The sequence below is a fragment of the Bowmanella sp. JS7-9 genome, assembly GCF_004329715.1.
GTDB lineage: Bacteria > Pseudomonadota > Gammaproteobacteria > Enterobacterales > Alteromonadaceae > Pseudobowmanella > Pseudobowmanella zhangzhouensis.
Genome location: NZ_JXSY01000011.1, coordinates 93,428 through 113,144, shown reverse-complemented (window position 1 = coordinate 113,144; position 19,717 = coordinate 93,428). Strand labels below are relative to the sequence as shown.

The window sequence follows — 19,717 nt, the reverse complement described above, 5'->3', positions numbered from 1 at the left end:
ATGACTGACCATTATTTCGCAGCGCAATTGTTTGATGGCACGCAGTGGCATAAGCATGTCGCGTTTTCAGTTGAAGATGGGCTTATTGTCGACTTTCGTCCTGACAGCGAAGCCACAGGAACAGTGCTGCCAGGCATTGTTAGCGCAGGACTGGTCGACATTCAGGTCAATGGCGGTGGTGGCATGCTGTTTAATCAACAGCCCAATTCCGACTGCCTTAAGGCGATGATAAACGGCCATAGCCGATATGGCACTACGTCGATGTTGCCAACACTCATCACGGATGAATTGTCGGTGATGCAACAGGCGGCAGACGCAATCGCTGAGGCTATCGCGACATCATTGCCCGGTATCGTTGGCGTCCATTTTGAAGGCCCACACCTGAGTGTACCCAAGCGCGGGATCCACCCCCAGCACTGTGTCCGTCCTATATCGGATGCGGAATTGGCATTATTCACCCGCCAAGATTTAGGGCAGGTTATGCTGACTCTGGCACCAGAAAACGTCAGTCCTGATGTGATTCGCGACTTAACTCAGCGTGGCATCAAGATATGTCTGGGTCATTCTAACGCCGATGCAGACACTGTGATGGCCGCCTTAGATGCCGGTGCCAGCGGGTTCACGCATTTATACAACGCCATGTCCGGATTGACGGGACGCGCACCAGGCATGCTGGGCGCAGCGCTTTTACGCAACGATGCGTGGTGCGGCCTGATCGTCGATAAACACCATGTCAGCGATTTAGCCTGTCAATTGGCTTACAAGACCAAAGGTGTTGAAAGACTGATTCTGGTCACCGATGCCATGGCTCATGTTGGGTCTGAGCTGCAGAATATGCCTTATCTGGACACTGAAATCCTGCGCGATGGCGACAAGTTAACATTACCGAACGGTACACTGGCGGGTTCCGCGCTGGATATGGCCAGCGCCGTACGCAATATGCATCAGTTGGGTGTTCCCCTTGAAGATGCCTTGCAAATGGCCAGCGCAACACCCGCACAATTCCTCGGATTCGATTCCATTGGCCATCTGGCCAAAGGCAAACGCGCCGATTTCACCCTATTTAGTCAGGATCTGCACGTCACCCATACCTGGATTGGCGGTACGCAGATGTTTGATTGTTCTGCAAACCGATAACGACAATAAAAGGTACCCCATGCATACGTCACAAGCCATGGCGACACGCCAACCCAGCAGCCTGATGCCTATGGTCATCATCGGCACATTGTTTTTCATTTTTGGATTTATTACCTGGTTAAATGGCTCTTTGTTGCCATTTTTGAAAATCGTCTGCGAACTCACGGAAATTCAGGCGATGTTTATCACGTTTAGTTTTTATATCGCCTATACGGTGATGGCATTCCCCATGTCACTGATTCTCGACAAGGTGGGCTACCGGCGTTCAATGACGCTAGGTTTATGTCTGATTGCAATGGGCTGTTTATTGTTTATCCCTGCCGCGCAAACTCACTGGTTTCTGGTCTTCCTGCTGGGACAGTTTGTGATTGGCAGCGGTCTGACTATCCTGCAAACCGCATCGAACCCCTACATTGTCAAAATTGGTCCACAAGAGAGTGCGGCGGTACGTATCTCCATCATGGGGATCCTCAATAAACTCGCAGGCGTTGTTGCGCCGTTGCTGTTTACCGCACTGGTGCTGGGTGAATTTAGCGGGGTCAATGAGAAAACCATCAATGCCCTGAACGAGACCGAAAAGGCCGAGCAAATCGCTCAATTAGCCAATGGACTGGTGATGCCCTATTTAGGGCTGGCGATTGCCTTGTTTGTTCTGGCCTTTGTGTTCAGCAAATCTGGCCTGCCAGAATTGGATTTGTCAGACGAAACGCACGCAGCAGAAACGGAAAACAAGCGCAGTGTCATGGAGTTTCCCCATCTACTGTTAGGTGTAGCAACCTTGTTTATTTATGTTGGCGTCGAAGTCATCGCCGGCGACACCATCGGCTTATTCGGCTCTCAGCTTGGCGTTGCCAATGCGACCGCACTCACCTCCTATACCATGGCCTTTATGGTACTTGGCTACGTGCTGGGGCTGGCGTTAATTCCGCGCGTCATTAATCAACGGCAGGCGCTGGGCGCCTCTGCGGTGTTAGGTGTCATGTTATCCTTGGCGGTCGTGTATTCATCCCACGAGAGTCACGCGGTCGCCAGTTTGCTATGGGGTTGGACGGGCATTGCCACCGTACCGGATACCATCACGTTTGTCGCCCTGTTGGGCCTGGCCAATGCCATTGTCTGGCCTGCAGTTTGGCCATTGGCGCTGGCGGGGTTGGGTAACTTCACCGCCAAAGGCTCTGCATTACTCATAATGGGGATCGCAGGTGGTGCGTTATTGCCCTTCGTGTACGGCGCGCTTGCGTCCTCGTTGGGTAATCAGGCAGCCTACTGGATGATGCTGCCCTGCTACCTGTTTATTCTTTTCTATGCCGTTAAAGGCTGCCAATTGCGCAAATAGCGCGTCATCAATTGCCGGCAAATCCCAGAAAACTTTGCCGGCATCTTCGCTGATAAGACCAGTATTTTGCTGCTAAATAAACAGGCATCTCTATAATGCAATAAAACCCGTGGGTAACTGTTGCTTTTTTGCGCAACTTCGAGAACAACAACTCGATCTCTCACGAAAAATTGTGCAGGATGGTGTTTTACCAACAAGATCGCAGCAATATTGTGAAAATTTTACTGATAAATGGGCCTAACCTGAACATGTTAGGCAAACGTGAACCGCATATTTATGGTTCGCAAACACTGAATGATATCGTCGACCACCTGCAACAGGTTGCGCAGCAACAGGGTGTGCAGTTGACGCATATGCAATCGAATGCTGAGCACGAGATTATCGACTGCATTCAGCAGGCGATGGGCGAGCAGGATTTTATCCTGATTAACCCCGGTGCCTTTACCCACACCAGTGTTGCCATCCGTGACGCTCTGGCGGCGGTGGCGATTCCATTTATCGAAGTACATCTGAGCAATATTCATGCGCGTGAATCCTTCCGCCAGCATTCCTATTTGTCCGACTTGGCGAAAGGGGTCATTTGCGGTCTTGGTGCACAAGGATACGAATTCGCATTAATCGCGGCTTGCAAACAGCTGGCCACTCAATAGAACAGAAGAGAGTTTTTCATGGATATTCGCAAAATTAAAAAACTGATCGAGTTGGTAGAAGAATCAGGCATCGCCGAACTGGAAATCACTGAAGGTGAAGAATCGGTACGTATTCATCGCGGCCATAGCGCCATGCCAGCACCGGTGCATTACAGCGTGCCTGCTCCGGTAGCCGCTCCTGCTGCAGTTGCCGCACCTGCCGCTGCACCAGCACCAGCCGCCCCGGCGAATGAAATTGCGGGCCACACCGTGAAATCCCCAATGGTAGGCACCTTCTACCGTGCACCTTCTCCAGGCTCCAAGAACTTCGTCGAAGTTGGTCAGCAAGTTAAAGTCGGCGACCCACTGTGTATCGTCGAAGCGATGAAAATGATGAACCAGATCGATGCAGACAAGGCCGGTACGGTTACGCGTATTCTGGTAGATAATCAGGAACCTGTAGAGTTCGATCAGCCGCTGTTCGTTATCGAATAAGGCAACTGACATGCTGGATAAAGTACTCATAGCAAACCGGGGCGAAATCGCCCTGCGTATCCTGCGCGCCTGTAAGGAGCTGGGGATAAAAACTGTGGCAGTGCACTCCACTGCCGACCGCAACCTCAAACACGTATTATTGGCAGACGAGTCCATCTGTATTGGTGCCCCTTCCGCCACCGAGAGTTACCTGAATATCCCGCGCATTATTGCTGCGGCTGAGGTGACAAACTCTATCGCCATTCACCCGGGTTACGGTTTCCTGGCAGAAAACGCCGAGTTCGCCGAGGTCGTTGAGAAAAGCGGCTTCGTCTTTATTGGTCCAACAGCCGACACTATCCGTCTGATGGGCGATAAAGTCTCTGCCATTAACGCCATGAAAAAAGCAGGCGTACCTTGTGTACCTGGTTCTGACGGTCCCTTAGGTGATGACGAGGCAAAGAATAAAGCCATCGCTAAACGCATTGGCTATCCGATTATCGTCAAAGCCGCTGGCGGCGGTGGTGGTCGCGGCATGCGCGTCGTACGCAGCGAAGCCGAACTGATTAAATCCATCGAAATGACCCGCGCCGAAGCCGGTGCAGCATTCGGTAACTCCATGGTTTATATGGAGAAGTTCCTGGAAAATCCACGCCACGTGGAAATCCAGGTTCTGGCTGACGGACAGGGCAAAGCGATCCATTTAGGTGAGCGTGACTGCTCCATGCAACGTCGCCACCAGAAAGTAGTGGAAGAAGCACCTGCACCGGGCATTACACCGGAAATGCGCGCCAAAATTGGCGAACGTTGCTGTCGTGCCTGTATTGAAATCGGCTATCGCGGTGCCGGTACTTTCGAATTCCTGTACGAAAACGGTGAGTTCTATTTCATTGAGATGAACACCCGAATTCAGGTAGAACACCCGGTATCTGAAATGATCACTGGCGTTGACCTTATTAAAGAGCAGCTGCGCATTGCTGCCGGTCAGCCTCTGTCCATTGATCAGTCGCAGATTCAAATTCGCGGTCATGCGATCGAGTGCCGGATTAATGCCGAAGACCCGAATACCTTTATTCCGTCTCCAGGCAAAATCAGCATGTTCCATTCACCAGGTGGTTTGGGCGTGCGCTGGGATTCGCATATTTATGCCGGTTATTCAGTACCGCCAAACTATGACTCTATGATAGGCAAACTGATCACCTATGGTGAAAGCCGTGACGTGGCGATTGCCCGTATGCGTCTGGCGCTGGATGAATTAGTGGTAGATGGCATTAAAACCAATGTGCCATTACAGCGTACTATTATGGCAGATGAAAATTTCCGTAATGGTGGTACTAACATCCACTATCTGGAGAAAAAGCTCGGCATGCATAAGTAAGCCGGGAATGTATCCAAAAGCCTGCTCACAGCAGGCTTTTTTATTAGGTTACAAAATAAACACTTTTAAAATTATCTATCATATAAATGGCTGAAAAGACCATTGCAAACAGTCAGTTTTACACCAGAAATCGTTTTATCGTTAGCTAATCGCTTTAACTTAAATTGAATGAAACAACCCAATGATATATAGCGACTTTTTATTATTTATAAAAATATAAACCACACATGTAAGCGCTTGCATACAGTTGTTAACAATTGTTTTATACGCTTTATTACAGGGTTCCATACCAATCCTAAATAATCGGGAATCAAGATGTCACAGGGCAGCCATCAGCTAAAAATCAGGTCGATTCGAGCGGAGCAAACCCTGCCCCTTCGGCAACAGGTTTTATGGCCAGACATGCCTGTCAGCAGTAGCGTGTTACCCGATGACCATGCAGCGTTACATCTGGGTGGATATTGGGATGAACAGTTAGTTTGCGTGGCCTCGGTGTTTGACGATAAAGGGGCGCGTTTGCGTAAGTTTGCCACCCATCCGGATTTTCAGGGCCGGGGTATCGGTTCAGCCATGTTGACGCACATCATCGCCACGCTAAATCAACAGGGTGCGAGCCGCTTTTGGTGCGATGCGCGACTCAGCGCGCAGACTTTGTATCAAAAATTCGAATTGCAGCCCTATGGTGAACCCTTTGTCAAACAAGGTGTTATGTTTATCCGCATGCAGCGATTTCTCTGATAGGCTGTAGTAGAAGTGATCGATTTTCCTGCACTGGGGTTATAACGCTACAAATAAGGAAATGCCATGTCTGATTCAAAACACCCTGCAAACGTACTCACGATTCTGACCTATGCCGGCGCAGCGCCTTTCGTCGTCAGCCTGCTGATGATGTGGCTGGGGCTATCACTTTGGTTTATCCCCGCTGACAAACTGTTTTTAAGTTACAGTGCGGTCATCAACGCGTTTATGGCAGGTAGTATGTGGGGCAGATTGCTGCGCGAAAAATCCAGCGCCAATCAAACCATCATCGCGGTAGTGAGCAACATTCTTGCATTAGTAGGCTGGGCCGCGATGGGTGTGGTATCCGGGGTGCACGCCAGCATCATGCTGATGGTAAGCTATCTGCTCATTTTGTTGGTCGATACCCTAAACCGCCATGAATTGCCCGAATACTATTTACCACTGCGGATTAAAGTCACCCTGGTGGTAGTGTTACTGCACGGGTTGTTCAGCTGGACGGTATAAGCCTGTGCTTTATCAGCCCTGACAAGGTCACACCATGCCGACTGAATCTGCTGCGCTCACCCTGTTTTACGATGGCTATTGCCCCTTGTGCGTGCATGAAGTCACTCAATTGGGCAAACTTTGTCGCGATGGGCAAATAGCTTTTGTGGATATTCAGACTGCACACTTCGCTAGTCATTTCGCCCATATTGACTATCAGGAAGCGAACCGAATTTTACTCGGACAGCGCGCCGATGGGCAGATTTTACGTGGATTGGATGTCACCCGCTACGCCTGGCAATTGGCCGGCAGAGGCTGGTTGGTCGCGCCGCTTGGTTGGCGCTGGGTAAGATGGCTGGCCGATCCGTTGTATTTGTGGTTTGCCCGTCATCGCTATCGAATATCCGGCTGGTTAACCGGACAACAACGTTGCGACAACGGACAATGCCGACGTGACTAATTCAACCAGCCGTTAGCCTGACCTTTACGCGCCAACAGAATCAACAGCACACCGATTACCAGCACTATGGCCGGCATAATCAGACTGGTGTACCCAAACACGTCAATCACATTGATAACCAAAAAGCTGTGGTAATCCTGAACCAGCACACCAACCAGCGACACAATCAGTAACGGCAACGCCAGTGACTTTTTCATCACCAGCATCAGTGCACCCAGCGTGCCACCAATCGTCGCCACCCCGAATGCAATCGTGGCCCATAACGGGATATTGGCGTAGAGCATGTTTTCTGGTGCTGGCATCGCGGCGATCATCTCATCAGTGATCATCACCTGCGCCGTAAACGCCAGCAGACCGAGAATGTTCCAGATTAGCGCCATAATCGACACTGGCGTATACCAGCGTGGAAGGGAGTCAGACATAAGTATTCCTTTTTGTTGTTATTCATAACCACTATGCCCAAAGACGCTATGCTCGCCAAGGGAATATTAAATATCCTGTAACGAATAAATGTCTGTCGACAGGCGTTTCTTTTCCTCGGTGATATGCTGAGCCAGATTTTCAAACATGTCGCGCACTTCACTGTGCTCCACCGCCTCGCGCATTTCCTCGTATAGCTGCAAAAAATATTCATCAATACGGCTGGCCAGCGAAATCACCTCATCTTCAGTGGTGAATTCAGCATCCTCCACCTGCATCAGTGATTGCACGCTATGTTCATGATCATACTGAAAAAATGTATTGAGTACGTTGTCACACCCGGTCTGCAGATAACGATTTAATTCGCCGGCTAACTGCGTTTCGTGCTGATGTAATGTGGTGAGTAACATGGCGGCACGTGGATTACTGGTTTGTGCAGCCAGACCGGCATAAAATTGCGCTATCTGGCTATGCTGTTGCTGATTATGTTTGAGTAAATCCCGGACCTGCGAAAAGTGGCTCATAAAACCGTCTCACTGTTAGTAATTGGCTTAACTATAGAAAAAGATTGTTATTTTTTACCACTTGCACAAGACACCTGCGCGTCAAAGCAATTTACGGTATGATGCGCGCCCTTAAAAATGAGGACTCACCATGGCCTGGTTACAACTACGTATTGAAACGACTCCGAAAAAAGCTGAACAAATCGGCAATATCATGAGTGCCAATGGTGCGCAGGCGGTGACCTTTCTGGATGCCAAAGACAGTCCTCAGTACGAGCCAAAACCCGGCGAAATTATGTTATGGCCGGAAACCATCGTGGTCGGCTTATTCGATGCCAGTGATGACATGCCACAAATCATTAAAAACCTGGGTAAAGCCCGGGTACTTGGGGCCAATTTTAAATACCGCCTGGAACCGCTGGAAGACAAAGACTGGGAACGGGAATGGATGGATAACTTCCACCCCATGCAGTTTGGCGAGCGTCTGTGGATTTGCCCCAGCTGGCGCGATGTGCCGGATCCAGATGCGGTCAATGTCATGCTCGATCCGGGTCTGGCCTTTGGCACCGGCACCCATGAAACGACTGCATTGTGCTTACGTTGGTTAGACAAACAGGACCTGCGCGGCAAGGTCGTCATCGACTTCGGCTGTGGATCAGGCATTTTAGGGATTGCCGCTTTAAAACTCGGCGCCGCACGCGTGATTGGTATCGACATCGACCCGCAGGCATTGCAAGCCAGTCAGGCAAACGCTGACCGTAACGGCGTAGGCGAACAGATCGAACTGTATCTGCCGGATGCTGCACCTGATATTCAGGGTGATTATGTGTTGGCGAATATTCTTGCTGCCACCTTGCGGGATCTGAAGCCCATTATCGATTCTTACTGCAAGCTCAACGGCAAGCTGGTGATGTCCGGGATTCTCGATGAGCAGGTCAGCAGCATCACTGATTTATATCAAGCCACCTATCAATTAGAAGACGTTGCCATAGATGGCGACTGGACACGGGTCAGCGGCGAAAAAACCAACGCCTAGTCAAGGCCACCTTGCGGCTGAATACGTATGTAAATTCAACGATTTGTCAATATCGGCCGTGCCTGCAAAATTCTATCTGAGCCACGCATTTCAAGCCTTGTAAGTAAATCGTTAATTACTGAACCTTGTTCATTTATTTTTCAAATGATTCAAAAATGTCAAGCCGTCAGGGCGAAAAAAAAGCCACTTTTGTTCAATTATTCGGCTTTTCAAGTGGGGGCAAAAAACGTAAACTTGCCGGCCGTTTTAGAGGGGTGAACATTTTTTGAACGACGACACGATTAAAATCGGACCGTACGTACTGCCAAACAATGTTTTCCTGGCACCTATGGCGGGCGTTACGGATCGTCCTTTCCGGCAACTATGTCGCGAGATGGGCGCGGGCCTGGTGGTATCAGAGATGCTATCCAGTAACCCCAAAGTCTGGGATTCGGAAAAGTCCCGACAGCGTATGAACCATGATGGCGAAGTCGGCGTTCGTTCTGTGCAAATTGCAGGTTCGGACTCGGAACTGATGGCCCAGGCTGCACAGTTTAATGTGCAAAATGGTGCTCAGATTATCGACATCAATATGGGGTGTCCGGCCAAGAAGGTAAATAAGAAGTATGCAGGTTCTGCTCTTCTGCAATTTCCGGATTTGGTCACAGATATCATTCGCGCCGTGGTGGCGGCGGTTGATGTTCCGGTCACTCTGAAAATCCGAACCGGTTGGGATACTGACAACCGCAACGGTGTGCGTATTGCTGAAATTGCTCAGGCAAACGGCATTCAATCACTCGCCGTACATGGCCGGACACGAGCATGTATGTACAAGGGCGAGGCAGAATACGCCACAATTCGGGAAATAAAGCGAGCGATTGATATTCCGGTGATTGCCAACGGGGATATCGATACAGCAGAAAAAGCCAAATTTGTCCTCGATTACACCGGCGCCGATGGCGTGATGGTGGGTCGCGGCGCCCAGGGTCGTCCCTGGATATTTCGCGAGATAGTGCATTACCTGCGCACCGGCGAATATCTGGACTCGCCAACGGCCGAGGAAGTTTGTCGGATTTTGCTGACGCACATCAAAAATGTGCATGCGTTTTACGGTGACCATTTGGGACCGCGCATTGCTCGCAAGCACGTCGGCTGGTATCTGGCCAGTGACGAGCACGCAGGACAATTTAAGCGGCAATTCAACACCATTGAAGATGCTGCGGCGCAATTGGACGCGCTACAACAGTATTTTGAAAATACAGCGGGCGTCGTTCGCGTCGCCCTCTAGCAAAACTAAATTTAAACAAAGAGCCTGAAGTTTATGTTCGATCAAAATGTAAGTTCTCCATTCACCACTACCGTTACTACTGCTGCACAAACGCAAACGCAAAAGCCACTGCGCGACACAGTAAAACAAGCGGTAAACAAGTACCTGAAAGAATTAAACAACGCTGACATCGACAATCTGTACGACCTGGTTTTAGCCGAAGTTGAAGCGCCGCTCTTAGAAGAAGTAATGACTTACACTCGCGGCAACCAAACCCGCGCTGCCATCATGATGGGTATCAACCGCGGCACCCTGCGCAAAAAACTGAAGCAGTACGGCATGAACTAAACTGCACAACGACAAAGAGCACCCACGGGTGCTCTTTGCGCTTATATGGCTCGTAAATTTTTTATTTTATTGTTTTATCCCTAGACTGTTGAACCAAACCCGCCGAGGAATGAAAGAGACATGGCCACTGCTAAACCTATCCGTCGCGCTCTGCTGAGTGTATCTGACAAAACAGGAATCGTTGAATTTGCCAAGGCGCTTGCCGCCATGGATGTGGAAATACTGTCAACTGGCGGTACTGCGAAATTATTGGCCGAACAAGGCCTGCCGGTAATCGAAGTCTCTGACTACACCGGTCACCCTGAAATCATGGACGGCCGGGTTAAGACCCTGCATCCAAAAATCCATGGCGGTATTTTAGCCCGTCGTGGCCAGGATGACGCCGTGATGGCCGAAAATAACATCCAGCCAATTGATATGGTGGTGGTGAACCTGTATCCGTTTGCTCAAACCGTGGCCAACGAAGACTGCACGCTGGAAGATGCCATAGAGAACATCGACATTGGTGGCCCAACCATGGTGCGCGCGGCAGCCAAAAACCATAACGACGTGGCGATCGTGGTCAATGCCAGCGATTACACCCGGGTACTGAGCGAAATGAACGACAACAATAGCTCTTTGTTGCCGCATACCCGTTTCGATCTGGCGATTGCTGCGTTCGAGCATACCGCCCAATACGATGGCATGATTGCCAACTATTTTGGCAGCATCCTGGAACAAGGCGATTGTGAGGATGACTGTGACCACCATCACAGTGAGTTCCCGCGCACCTACAACATGCAGTTTATTAAAAAGCAGGACCTGCGCTACGGTGAAAACAGCCACCAGGCCGCCGCATTTTATGTTGAGCCTACGATTCAGGAAGCCTCCGTTGCCACAGCTGAGCAACTGCAGGGTAAAGAACTGTCTTACAACAATATCGCTGATACCGACGCGGCACTGGAATGTGTTAAGGAATTCGATCAGCCAGCCTGTGTTATTGTCAAACATGCTAACCCGTGTGGCGTAGCAATCAGCGACGACATTCTGCAAGCCTATGATTTAGCGTACAAAACTGATCCAACGTCGGCATTTGGCGGCATTATCGCGTTTAACCGTGAATTGGACGCGGCCACGGCCCAGGCCATTATCGACCGTCAGTTTGTTGAAGTAATCATTGCACCAACCGTCAGTGCCGATGCGCAAGCGGTTTTAGCTGCCAAACAAAACGTGCGGGTTCTGGCATGTGGTGACTGGCAGGGTCAATTGACCGATGAGTACGATATCAAACGGGTTAACGGCGGCCTGCTGGTGCAGGAACGTGACTTCGGCATGGTCGACGCAGAAGATTTGCAGGTTGTCAGTAAACGCCAGCCAACCGAGCAGGAATTAAAGGATCTGTTGTTTACCTGGAAAGTGGCTAAGTACGTGAAATCCAATGCGATTGTATATTGCAAAGATGGCCGCACTATCGGTGTCGGCGCCGGTCAGATGAGCCGCGTCTACTCAGCCAAAATTGCCGGTATTAAAGCGGCTGACGAAGGTCTGGAAGTGAAAGGCTCGGTCATGGCATCTGACGCCTTCTTCCCGTTCCGCGACGGTATTGATGCAGCGGCAGCAGCAGGTATTACCGCGGTGATTCAACCGGGTGGTTCGATGCGCGACCAGGAAGTGATTGATGCGGCCGACGAACATGGTATGGCCATGGTATTCACTGGTATGCGACACTTCCGCCACTAAGCGGGAATAAAGGAAGCAAATATGAAAGTTTTAGTCATTGGTAGCGGCGGACGCGAACATGCTCTGGCATGGAAAGCCGCGCAGTCGCCCAACGTCGATATAGTCTATGTGGCACCGGGTAATGCCGGCACTGCACTGGAACCTGGCCTGAAAAATGTGCCAGTTAGTGCCGAGGACATTGACGGCTTGCTGTATTTCGCCAACGAAGAACACATTGATTTGACCATTGTGGGGCCAGAAGCCCCGCTGGTTAACGGTGTGGTGGATGCGTTCGAGCAGGCAGGTCTGAAAATATTCGGTCCGTCCAAAGGGGCCGCGCAGCTGGAAGGCTCCAAGGCATTCACTAAAGATTTTCTGGCTCGCCACCATATCCCGACCGCTGATTATCAGAACTTTACTGAAATCGAACCGGCGATTGCCTACGTGCACAAAATGGGTGCGCCAATTGTGGTCAAAGCCGATGGTTTGGCTGCGGGCAAAGGCGTGATTGTCGCAATGACCATCGAAGAAGCCGAAGCCGCCATTCGCGATATGCTGGCGGGCAATGCGTTTGGTCAGGCTGGTAGCCGGGTGGTTATCGAAGAATTCCTCGATGGCGAAGAAGCCAGCTTTATCGTGATGGTCGATGGTAAAAACGTACTGCCGTTTGCCACCAGCCAGGATCATAAACGTGCCTACGATGGTGATCAGGGACCAAATACCGGTGGCATGGGCGCCTATTCACCCGCGCCAGTGGTCACCCCGCAGATTCATCAACGCGTGATGGACGAAGTGATTATGCCCACAGTGCAGGGCATGGCCGCGGAAGGCCATCCTTATACTGGCTTCCTGTATGCCGGACTGATGATCATGGCAGATGGAACACCTAAAGTGATTGAATACAATTGCCGCTTTGGCGATCCGGAAACCCAGCCGATTATGCTGCGCTTACAGTCGGATCTGGTCCCACTGTGTCTGGCCGCAGTCGACGGCAAGCTGGATAGCCAAACCATTGAGTTTGATAGCCGCGCTGCCGTGGGTGTCGTACTGGCCGCAGGCGGTTATCCCGGCAGTTACAACAAAGGTGATGTTATCAGTGGCCTGTCTATCGATGAGGACACCGATGCCAAAGTATTCCACGCCGGCACCGCGTTAAAAGACGCAGTGGTGGTCACCAATGGAGGCCGTGTGCTGTGCGCGACCGCATTAGGTGAAACTGTCTCTGCCGCGCAACAACGCGCCTATCAACTGGTTGATGATATCAGTTGGCAGGGCATGGAATATCGCAAAGATATCGCCTGGCGCGCTATTGCCCGCGAGCAAAACTAATCCGCTCAAAAGCCCGCCCAGTGCGGGCTTTTTACTGTTTTTAGTCGCCAATTTATTGTTTTTCCAATCATTTTTTAGCTGCTTACGGCCACAGGTAAACTTGACCTGATACCCCGCCGTTGCTTATAAATAGCCTTCGTTCCTAAACATTCGAGTGTGTATGTCGGCAAAACATCCGATTCTCGCCATTACCGGTTCATCCGGTGCCGGCACGACCACCACCACGGCTGCCATCCGGCATATTTTCCGCAATCTTGGCGTCAATGCTGCGGAAGTGGAGGGCGATGCTTTTCACCGTTACACCCGCCCGGAAATGGAAGTAGAAATCCGTAAAGCCCAGGAGCAGGGCCGACATATCAGCTATTTTGGTCCAAGAGCCAATGATTTTGTGCAATTGGAAAGTCTGTTTAAAGCCTATGGCGATACGGGCTCAGGCCAAGTTCGTCGTTATCTGCACACCTTCGATGACGCCGTACCGTTTAATCAAATGCCCGGCACGTTTACGCCTTGGCAAACCCTGCCTAATAATACCGATTTACTCTTTTACGAAGGCTTGCACGGTGGCGTGGTGACCGACGAAGCCAATGTCGCGAAGCATGTAGATTTACTGGTGGGCATGGTGCCCATTGTTAACCTGGAATGGATCCAGAAGATTGTGCGCGACACCACCGAACGCGGCCACTCCCGCGAGGCGGTCATGAGCAGCATCGTGCGCAGTATGGAAGACTACTTTAATTACATCACCCCGCAGTTTTCCCTGACCCACGTGAATTTTCAGCGCGTGCCTACGGTAGATACCTCCAATCCGTTCAGTGCCCGTGAGATCCCGTCACATGATGAAAGCTATGTCGTGGTGCGTTTCCGTCGCGAGATGAAAAACGTCAACTATCCCTATCTGTTGCAGATGATTGATGGCGCGTTTATGTCGCGGGTAAATACTATGGTGGTACCCGGCGGTAAGATGGGCCTGGCGATGGAGCTTATCCTCACCCCCTTGATAGAAGAGCTGCTGGAAAAGAAACGCAAAGCCAGTTTTCAGATGGATTGGGTGTCTGAAAAGTAACTCGCATGGTAAGACTTTGCAGACTGCTAATTTGCTGTTCAATTTTAACAACTGGAATAATTGCCGACGCCATTGCGTGTCGAATACCTTATTCTTCACCGGCTTTAGATCAAATAATCCATCTAGAAAAGTCTTCAGTTGATAGCGAACTTACACTTAGCTTGCCCCTGCAAATTCAAGGATATAAATCGCCCCGCCTTTGGTTTTACTATGGTGATACAGAGCCTGACGAAAGGTCACACAATGTTTATCAATCCGTTGAATTAACAGAACATGTCGATTCCATCGAAGCTCACCTCAATATTGTGCCAAAGCTATACAGTCGTTTATTTGTCAAAGTAAGTTGGCAAGGTGAGGAAGCCATATGTGGAGCACTGGCGAAACGCAGTTTTTACATTGCTCGTTAAAAACTGGAACTAAGTGTGGCAATAACAGCCACTGGTCAGGTTGTTAATCTGCGCCCCAAGATATTGCCCGCCAATGATACCAGCAACTAATCCGGCGATTTCATTGGTGGCTGGCGTACATACATAACCGGCAGACATCGGGCCTACATAACGCAGGTGTTGCTCAGCATCAAAGACCACCAACGCCGGTACCGACGGAATCAGCCGCCTGAGCTCTGAGTCGGCGTTCAACACCACTTTACGCACCGAATAGTCTTGTTCACTGAGCAGGCGATGCATTTGCTGCTCTAATGGGGCATTAAAATTATTGCACTGGCAGGCTTCTGCAGACACCACAAAGCCGGTTTGCTCAAGATTGCCAAACGTTTGCTGAAATAACCGGGTAATGGACTGTTCAGCGTCAGCAGCTGCGAGACTGTCGGCTGGATCGAACGCCACCACCCGCTGCCAGGTAAAAATGCCCAACAGCGCGAGGCTCAATAATGGCCAGAGGACCAGCAATAGCGTCTGACGCTGGCGCATGGTAATCAGGCAAGACGGCTTAACTGCAATTGCAATTGATTGACCGTCTCAGCCAACGCCCGGGTTTCGTTACTGATGGTTTGAATTTGTCCTAATTCCGCTTCGGTCAGCGCTTTAAGCTGAGCGGTAGAGTCCGCGATCATGGAGCCGGTATTACGCTGCTCTTGCGTGGCATGGCTGAGTTGCTCAATGGTTTGGTACACGGTGGAAATAATCGACTGCACGTCCTGCATCAGGCCACTGGCGCGCCCGGCCTGTTCGTTAGTCGTGCTGCTAAGCGACATACACTCATTCATCGACTGACTGGACAGGCGAGAAGACGACAACAACTTCTCAATAATGTCGCTGACCTCTTCGGTACTGGTTTTGGTGCGTGAGGCTAACTGCCGTACTTCATCCGCCACCACGGCAAAGCCACGCCCCTGTTCACCGGCACGGGCCGCCTCTATGGCCGCGTTGAGCGCCAACAGATTTGTTTGGTCGGCAATCGCCTTGATGGTTTCCAATACATTAGAGATGTCCGCACAGTTTTGCGCCAACGTCTCCACATTGGTCGCGGTTTGCTCAATTTTACCCGACAAACTCTGCACGTCCTGCTGTGCACGGCTCACCACAGTGCGCGCCTCGTCGGTGTTTTTGTTGGCATCCTGAGCCTGACCATTAACCATATTGGCCTGTTCTGCCATGGACTTAACCGACATGGACATCTGCTCTGAGGCACTGGCAATCATGGCCACTTCATGCTGGCTTTTCTGCTTGGACGTATTAAGCGCTTCAATGCGGGTTTTATTTAACTCGGCGTTATTTTTCACCGAGTCGGCAATAGCCCTGACCTGCTCAATCAGAGCTTCAAAAAAATCCAGCAATCGGTTGAATGAGGTTAATGTACTGGAATTTATCTGGTTGTTTGCCCGCACCTGCAAGGTGATTTTCTCAGGATCCTGCATGATGCCCGCCACGCATTTTTCCAACTCGATGCCCGTGGTCATGTCTTTGGCACTGCCATAGGCGTTCAACCCCAGCATCAATGCCTGTGCGCCAGCGTAAACCGCATGCACTACCAGCAAAATAAATAACAGGCTGTCATCCTGCATCAGGTAAACCGGTACCCCCATTGACTGCAGAACAAAGAATCCGATGTGATGCACCGCCACCACTAAAAACGCGGTAACAAACAATTGCCAGTTACGATATACCGCCAAAAATGACATCAGCACGAAGATGCCAAAGTGCATTTCAATCAAGCCGTGCATTTGATGAATATGTAACGCAGTAAATAGCATAAAGCCGATGGCAATGGCATGTTGCGTAATACGCGAACGCCCCTGAGAAGCCATCAGGAACAGCGGGATGCCAGCTGCGGGAATTCCCACCAACAAGGCAGCCAACCAGGTTTGATTTATACCGGCCAGCGCAAGACTGATCACCAACAGAATAATCAGGGTATAGCGATTAAATTTATGTGCGTTTTCCAGCCACTGCGAGCCGGATTGACCGTCGTTTTGCATACTCACCTCGAAACATTTTAATTCTTTTTATGCAATCCCTGGCTATGTAGTTGCCGTAAAGTTCGGATCTATCTTTACAATTCAATCTGTTACAGCTGCTCTTTATTTGCGCGGTTTGCTATGCTGGCGATGATGAAGATTCGTCTTGTGAGCTGTTTAATCCTTCTCTTCGCCATTCTGTTGCATGGGATGAGCTTTGCCGCACCTGTGCTAAACATAGAAGCTGATTTCCACGCGCGCAACGCCAACCCCTTTGTCGAAGTGCTACAAGTTGATGTAAATCAGCAACTTTCTCAAATCCAAAGCAACGAAAACTGGCAGCCATTCGACAGCATTGAGCCAATGCAATCCGGTAATGCACTGTGGTTACGTCTACAACTGAGCAATCTGGCCGATTTTGAACAAAAAATACAACTGGTGTTGGCCAATGCCAGCCTTAAACAGGCCGACTGGTATGTGGTGGATGAACGTGAACGTATTCGCCGCTCAGTAGCGATGGGGTCAGCGCAAATCAACCAGAGTGAATATCTGCAACACGGTCAACTGGTGATGCCATTATCTGTGCGAGCCAACGAAAATCTCAGCGTGTATCTGCGCGTGATTGATGATGGCAACCTGATTATTCCTCTCACCCTGCTGGGCGAGAGTGATTTCCAGCAACAATTATTTACCCGGCAGATGACCACGGCCGCCGTGCTGGCAGTGCTGGGTTCACTGGTGGTGTATTTCTTCTTTAGTTACCTGTTGATGCGCAGTCCTGCCCGCTTCTGGCTGGCGCTGGCTGGATTAAGTGGCTTATTGCTGCATCTGGCTGCAAACGGTGCGCTCGGACAATGGTGGCAGTTAACCCAGTATAATCATGCCTTGAGTATTGTATTGCTGGCCCTGACCCTGCTCACTCTGAGCAAGGTAAATCACACCGTACTGCAGCCCGTTCCCGTGTATTGGCGTTGGGTATCCTACAGCCTTGGTGGAGGATTATTAATCGCCAGTATCCTGCCAGCGCATCTGCAACTGGTCAGCAGCGCCGCCCTGACGTTTGCGATTTTATGGTTACAACTTGGCTTATGCATCGCCCTCAATCATGGCCCAAGGCGCACTCCCAATGCGCTGATGGCATTGGGATGGTTACTGATCGCAGGCATGGCCAGTTTTACCCTTGGCAGCTATCTGCTTGGTGTGTATCCGCAATTTGCCTGGCTATGGCTGACACCCGCCATTCTGGTCGGTGGTTTATTTTTCATTGCCATCGCACTGGCTGCCTACGAACAGGCCAGTCATATCCACAAATTACGTCAGCAGCAACAAATCATTGCTGATTTAAGCCAGTACCAGGAACGATTTCTGCAGGCCAGCGAAGGCATGTACACCTCGTCAGTGGAAGGTGAACTCATCAGTATCAATCCGGCCGCCGTACGCATATTCGGCTTTGATTCTGAGGCACAAATGCTCAAAGAAGTCCGCCATGTGCAGGAACTCTATGCCGATGCGACTGGCAGAGAACAGGTATTACATACCCTGCGGCATGACAAATTATTATTGGGTGCTGAAGTGCAGATCCGTCGTCGTGATGGCAGTACCAGTTGGGTGGCGTTAACCGCCCATTTAAAGTCGCAACGCAACAAAGACGTGATCGTCGGGTCTATTGTCGATATCAGTGAACGTAAATATGTCGGCACCAATATCGCGTATCTGCACAGCCATGATGGCCTGACCGGGTTACTGAACCGGCAATCATTGATGAACCGTCTCGAGCAGGCGTTTGATTACGCCCAGGATCATCATGCCGGACTGATGTTGCTATATCTGAATATTCATAATTTTAATGCGGTCAATCAGGCCTGCGGCGTTGAAGCCGGTGACAAACTACTACAACAGTTCAGTCAGTTGCTGCATGAAACCATTAATCCACGGGCCGTGCTGGCTCGCCTGAGTGCCGACCATTTTGCCATTATGCTGGAAGGTGATCTGGCAGATCGTGAAGAGCAGACGCGCCTGCGTCTGGCAGAACGCATCCAGGCATTTCGCTTTACCTGGCAAAACACGGTGTTTGATGTGCAGGTCAGCTTGGGCGCCGCGCAGTTTGATATCACTTTGCGCCACCCCTCAGAGCTACTGACCATGGCGGAAACCGCCTCCAGACAAGCTCGACAGAAGCGCCATTTTTATGCGCGCTTCACCGCCGAGTCCGGACATATCGAGCAAATTTTGCGTGATTATGATGCGGTGCAATGGGTACGGGATGCACTGGAACAGCAGCGCTTCGAGTTATATTTCCAGCCTATTCAGCCGCTCAAGGCTGGCCAAAGCGCCATCTGCTATGAACTGCTACTACGTCTGTTATCACCGCAGGGCGATATGGTCAGTCCGCGGCAATTTTTACCCGCCGCCGAGCGTCATCATATGGGGATGCAGATTGATCTGTGGGTAATTGGCCGTTACTTGCAATGGCTGGCGGAAAATCCACAGCATTATCAAATGCTTAATTTCTGTAGCATCAATATCAGCGCGCAAACCCTGGAAGACACAGGTTTTATGCGTGAATTACTCAATATGCTTGAGCAATATCAAATCGAAGGAAGCAAACTGTGTTTTGAGATCAGCGAAGGGGCCGCGCTCATCAATAAAGTCGCGCTGCGCCAATTTATGCAGCGTTTACAACGTCTGGGTTGCCGCTTTGCGCTGGACGATTTTGGCTCTGCCTTTGCTTCTCACCAATACCTGCAGCAATTGAAAGTGAATTATATCAAGCTGGATCAGGCACTGATTGAGCCGGTGTTAACCTCCGCAGTCAGCAGTATTACCGTATCAGCCATGTGTCAGATTGCCGCTGAACTACAGGTGCAAACCATTGCGGAAGGCGTAGAAAACAGCGATACCCTGGTGGCGCTGGCCAAGCTGGGGGTGGATTATGCACAGGGCTATGCCATTGCAACGCCACATCCGCTTAATCATGAGGCACTGGCGCAGATCTTCAGCTTATAAATCGATAAGGAATA

At 50.5% G+C, this 19,717-nt stretch carries 19 protein-coding genes; 15 read left to right on the top strand and 4 right to left on the bottom strand.

Annotated elements, in window-relative coordinates:
- The 8 genes from nagA (at nt 1) to TK45_RS05910 (ending at nt 6,638) form a co-directional block, all read left to right on the top strand.
- Entirely contained in the window at nt 1–1,137 is a 1,137-nt protein-coding gene (gene nagA, locus TK45_RS05945) for an N-acetylglucosamine-6-phosphate deacetylase (RefSeq protein WP_131257725.1), read from the top strand.
- A 19-nt stretch (nt 1,138–1,156) separates the two neighbouring features.
- Complete coding sequence (locus TK45_RS05940; RefSeq protein ID WP_131257724.1) at nt 1,157–2,473, top strand: sugar MFS transporter; 1,317 nt, start codon at nt 1,157–1,159, stop codon at nt 2,471–2,473.
- A 179-nt stretch (nt 2,474–2,652) separates the two neighbouring features.
- Nucleotides 2,653–3,123: a type II 3-dehydroquinate dehydratase gene (gene aroQ / locus TK45_RS05935; protein ID WP_131257723.1), complete on the top strand. Its 471-nt coding sequence runs from the start codon at nt 2,653–2,655 to the stop codon at nt 3,121–3,123.
- A gap of 18 nt (nt 3,124–3,141) precedes the next feature.
- Nucleotides 3,142–3,597 (top strand): acetyl-CoA carboxylase biotin carboxyl carrier protein, encoded by a 456-nt coding sequence (gene accB, locus TK45_RS05930; RefSeq protein WP_131257722.1) that lies wholly within the window; start codon nt 3,142–3,144, stop codon nt 3,595–3,597.
- Between the two features lie 10 nt (nt 3,598–3,607).
- The gene (gene accC / locus TK45_RS05925; RefSeq protein WP_131257721.1) at nt 3,608–4,954 is read left to right on the top strand and encodes an acetyl-CoA carboxylase biotin carboxylase subunit; all 1,347 of its coding nucleotides are present in this window, start codon (nt 3,608–3,610) and stop codon (nt 4,952–4,954) included.
- Between the two features lie 315 nt (nt 4,955–5,269).
- On the top strand, nt 5,270–5,692 hold the full coding sequence (locus TK45_RS05920; protein WP_131257720.1) for a GNAT family N-acetyltransferase: 423 nt from the start codon (nt 5,270–5,272) through the stop codon (nt 5,690–5,692).
- Nucleotides 5,693–5,758: 66 nt separating this feature from the next.
- Complete coding sequence (locus TK45_RS05915; RefSeq protein ID WP_131257719.1) at nt 5,759–6,199, top strand: DUF3429 domain-containing protein; 441 nt, start codon at nt 5,759–5,761, stop codon at nt 6,197–6,199.
- A 34-nt stretch (nt 6,200–6,233) separates the two neighbouring features.
- Nucleotides 6,234–6,638 carry a thiol-disulfide oxidoreductase DCC family protein gene (locus tag TK45_RS05910; protein ID WP_131257718.1) on the top strand — a complete coding sequence of 135 codons (405 nt, stop codon included), beginning with the start codon at nt 6,234–6,236 and terminating at the stop codon, nt 6,636–6,638.
- Here TK45_RS05910 and TK45_RS05905 read toward each other — a convergent pair.
- Entirely contained in the window at nt 6,635–7,060 is a 426-nt protein-coding gene (locus tag TK45_RS05905; protein ID WP_131257717.1) for a hypothetical protein, read from the bottom strand. The two genes, TK45_RS05910 and TK45_RS05905, sit on opposite strands and share 4 nt — an antisense overlap.
- A 66-nt stretch (nt 7,061–7,126) precedes the next feature.
- Nucleotides 7,127–7,582 (bottom strand): hypothetical protein, encoded by a 456-nt coding sequence (locus tag TK45_RS05900; RefSeq protein WP_131257716.1) that lies wholly within the window; start codon nt 7,580–7,582, stop codon nt 7,127–7,129.
- A gap of 130 nt (nt 7,583–7,712) precedes the next feature.
- Here TK45_RS05900 and prmA point away from each other — a divergent pair, with 130 nt between their 5' ends.
- The 6 genes from prmA to TK45_RS05870 all read left to right on the top strand — a co-directional run bounded on the left by prmA (nt 7,713) and on the right by TK45_RS05870 (nt 14,281).
- Complete coding sequence (prmA, locus tag TK45_RS05895) at nt 7,713–8,597, top strand: 50S ribosomal protein L11 methyltransferase (protein ID WP_131257715.1); 885 nt, start codon at nt 7,713–7,715, stop codon at nt 8,595–8,597.
- A gap of 280 nt (nt 8,598–8,877) precedes the next feature.
- The gene (dusB, locus tag TK45_RS05890) at nt 8,878–9,864 is read left to right on the top strand and encodes a tRNA dihydrouridine synthase DusB (protein WP_131257975.1); all 987 of its coding nucleotides are present in this window, start codon (nt 8,878–8,880) and stop codon (nt 9,862–9,864) included.
- 33 nt (nt 9,865–9,897) lie between these two features.
- On the top strand, nt 9,898–10,191 hold the full coding sequence (gene fis / locus TK45_RS05885) for a DNA-binding transcriptional regulator Fis (RefSeq protein WP_131257714.1): 294 nt from the start codon (nt 9,898–9,900) through the stop codon (nt 10,189–10,191).
- Nucleotides 10,192–10,311: 120 nt separating this feature from the next.
- Nucleotides 10,312–11,910 carry a bifunctional phosphoribosylaminoimidazolecarboxamide formyltransferase/IMP cyclohydrolase gene (purH, locus tag TK45_RS05880; protein WP_131257713.1) on the top strand — a complete coding sequence of 533 codons (1,599 nt, stop codon included), beginning with the start codon at nt 10,312–10,314 and terminating at the stop codon, nt 11,908–11,910.
- Nucleotides 11,911–11,931: 21 nt separating this feature from the next.
- On the top strand, nt 11,932–13,218 hold the full coding sequence (gene purD / locus TK45_RS05875; protein ID WP_131257712.1) for a phosphoribosylamine--glycine ligase: 1,287 nt from the start codon (nt 11,932–11,934) through the stop codon (nt 13,216–13,218).
- Between the two features lie 160 nt (nt 13,219–13,378).
- The gene (locus tag TK45_RS05870) at nt 13,379–14,281 is read left to right on the top strand and encodes a phosphoribulokinase (protein ID WP_131257711.1); all 903 of its coding nucleotides are present in this window, start codon (nt 13,379–13,381) and stop codon (nt 14,279–14,281) included.
- A 416-nt stretch (nt 14,282–14,697) separates the two neighbouring features.
- Here the strand turns inward: TK45_RS05870 and TK45_RS05865 are convergent, their stop codons facing one another.
- Both TK45_RS05865 and TK45_RS05860 read right to left on the bottom strand, forming a co-directional pair.
- On the bottom strand, nt 14,698–15,210 hold the full coding sequence (locus TK45_RS05865) for a DUF6436 domain-containing protein (protein WP_131257710.1): 513 nt from the start codon (nt 15,208–15,210) through the stop codon (nt 14,698–14,700).
- 5 nt (nt 15,211–15,215) lie between these two features.
- Complete coding sequence (locus TK45_RS05860) at nt 15,216–16,718, bottom strand: methyl-accepting chemotaxis protein (protein ID WP_131257709.1); 1,503 nt, start codon at nt 16,716–16,718, stop codon at nt 15,216–15,218.
- Between the two features lie 132 nt (nt 16,719–16,850).
- On the opposite strand from TK45_RS05860, the gene TK45_RS05855 reads away from it, so the two are divergent.
- A complete protein-coding gene (locus tag TK45_RS05855) occupies nt 16,851–19,703 on the top strand; it encodes an EAL domain-containing protein (RefSeq protein WP_165490717.1) in 2,853 nt (950 codons plus the stop codon).
- Nucleotides 19,704–19,717: the final 14 nt, after the last annotated feature.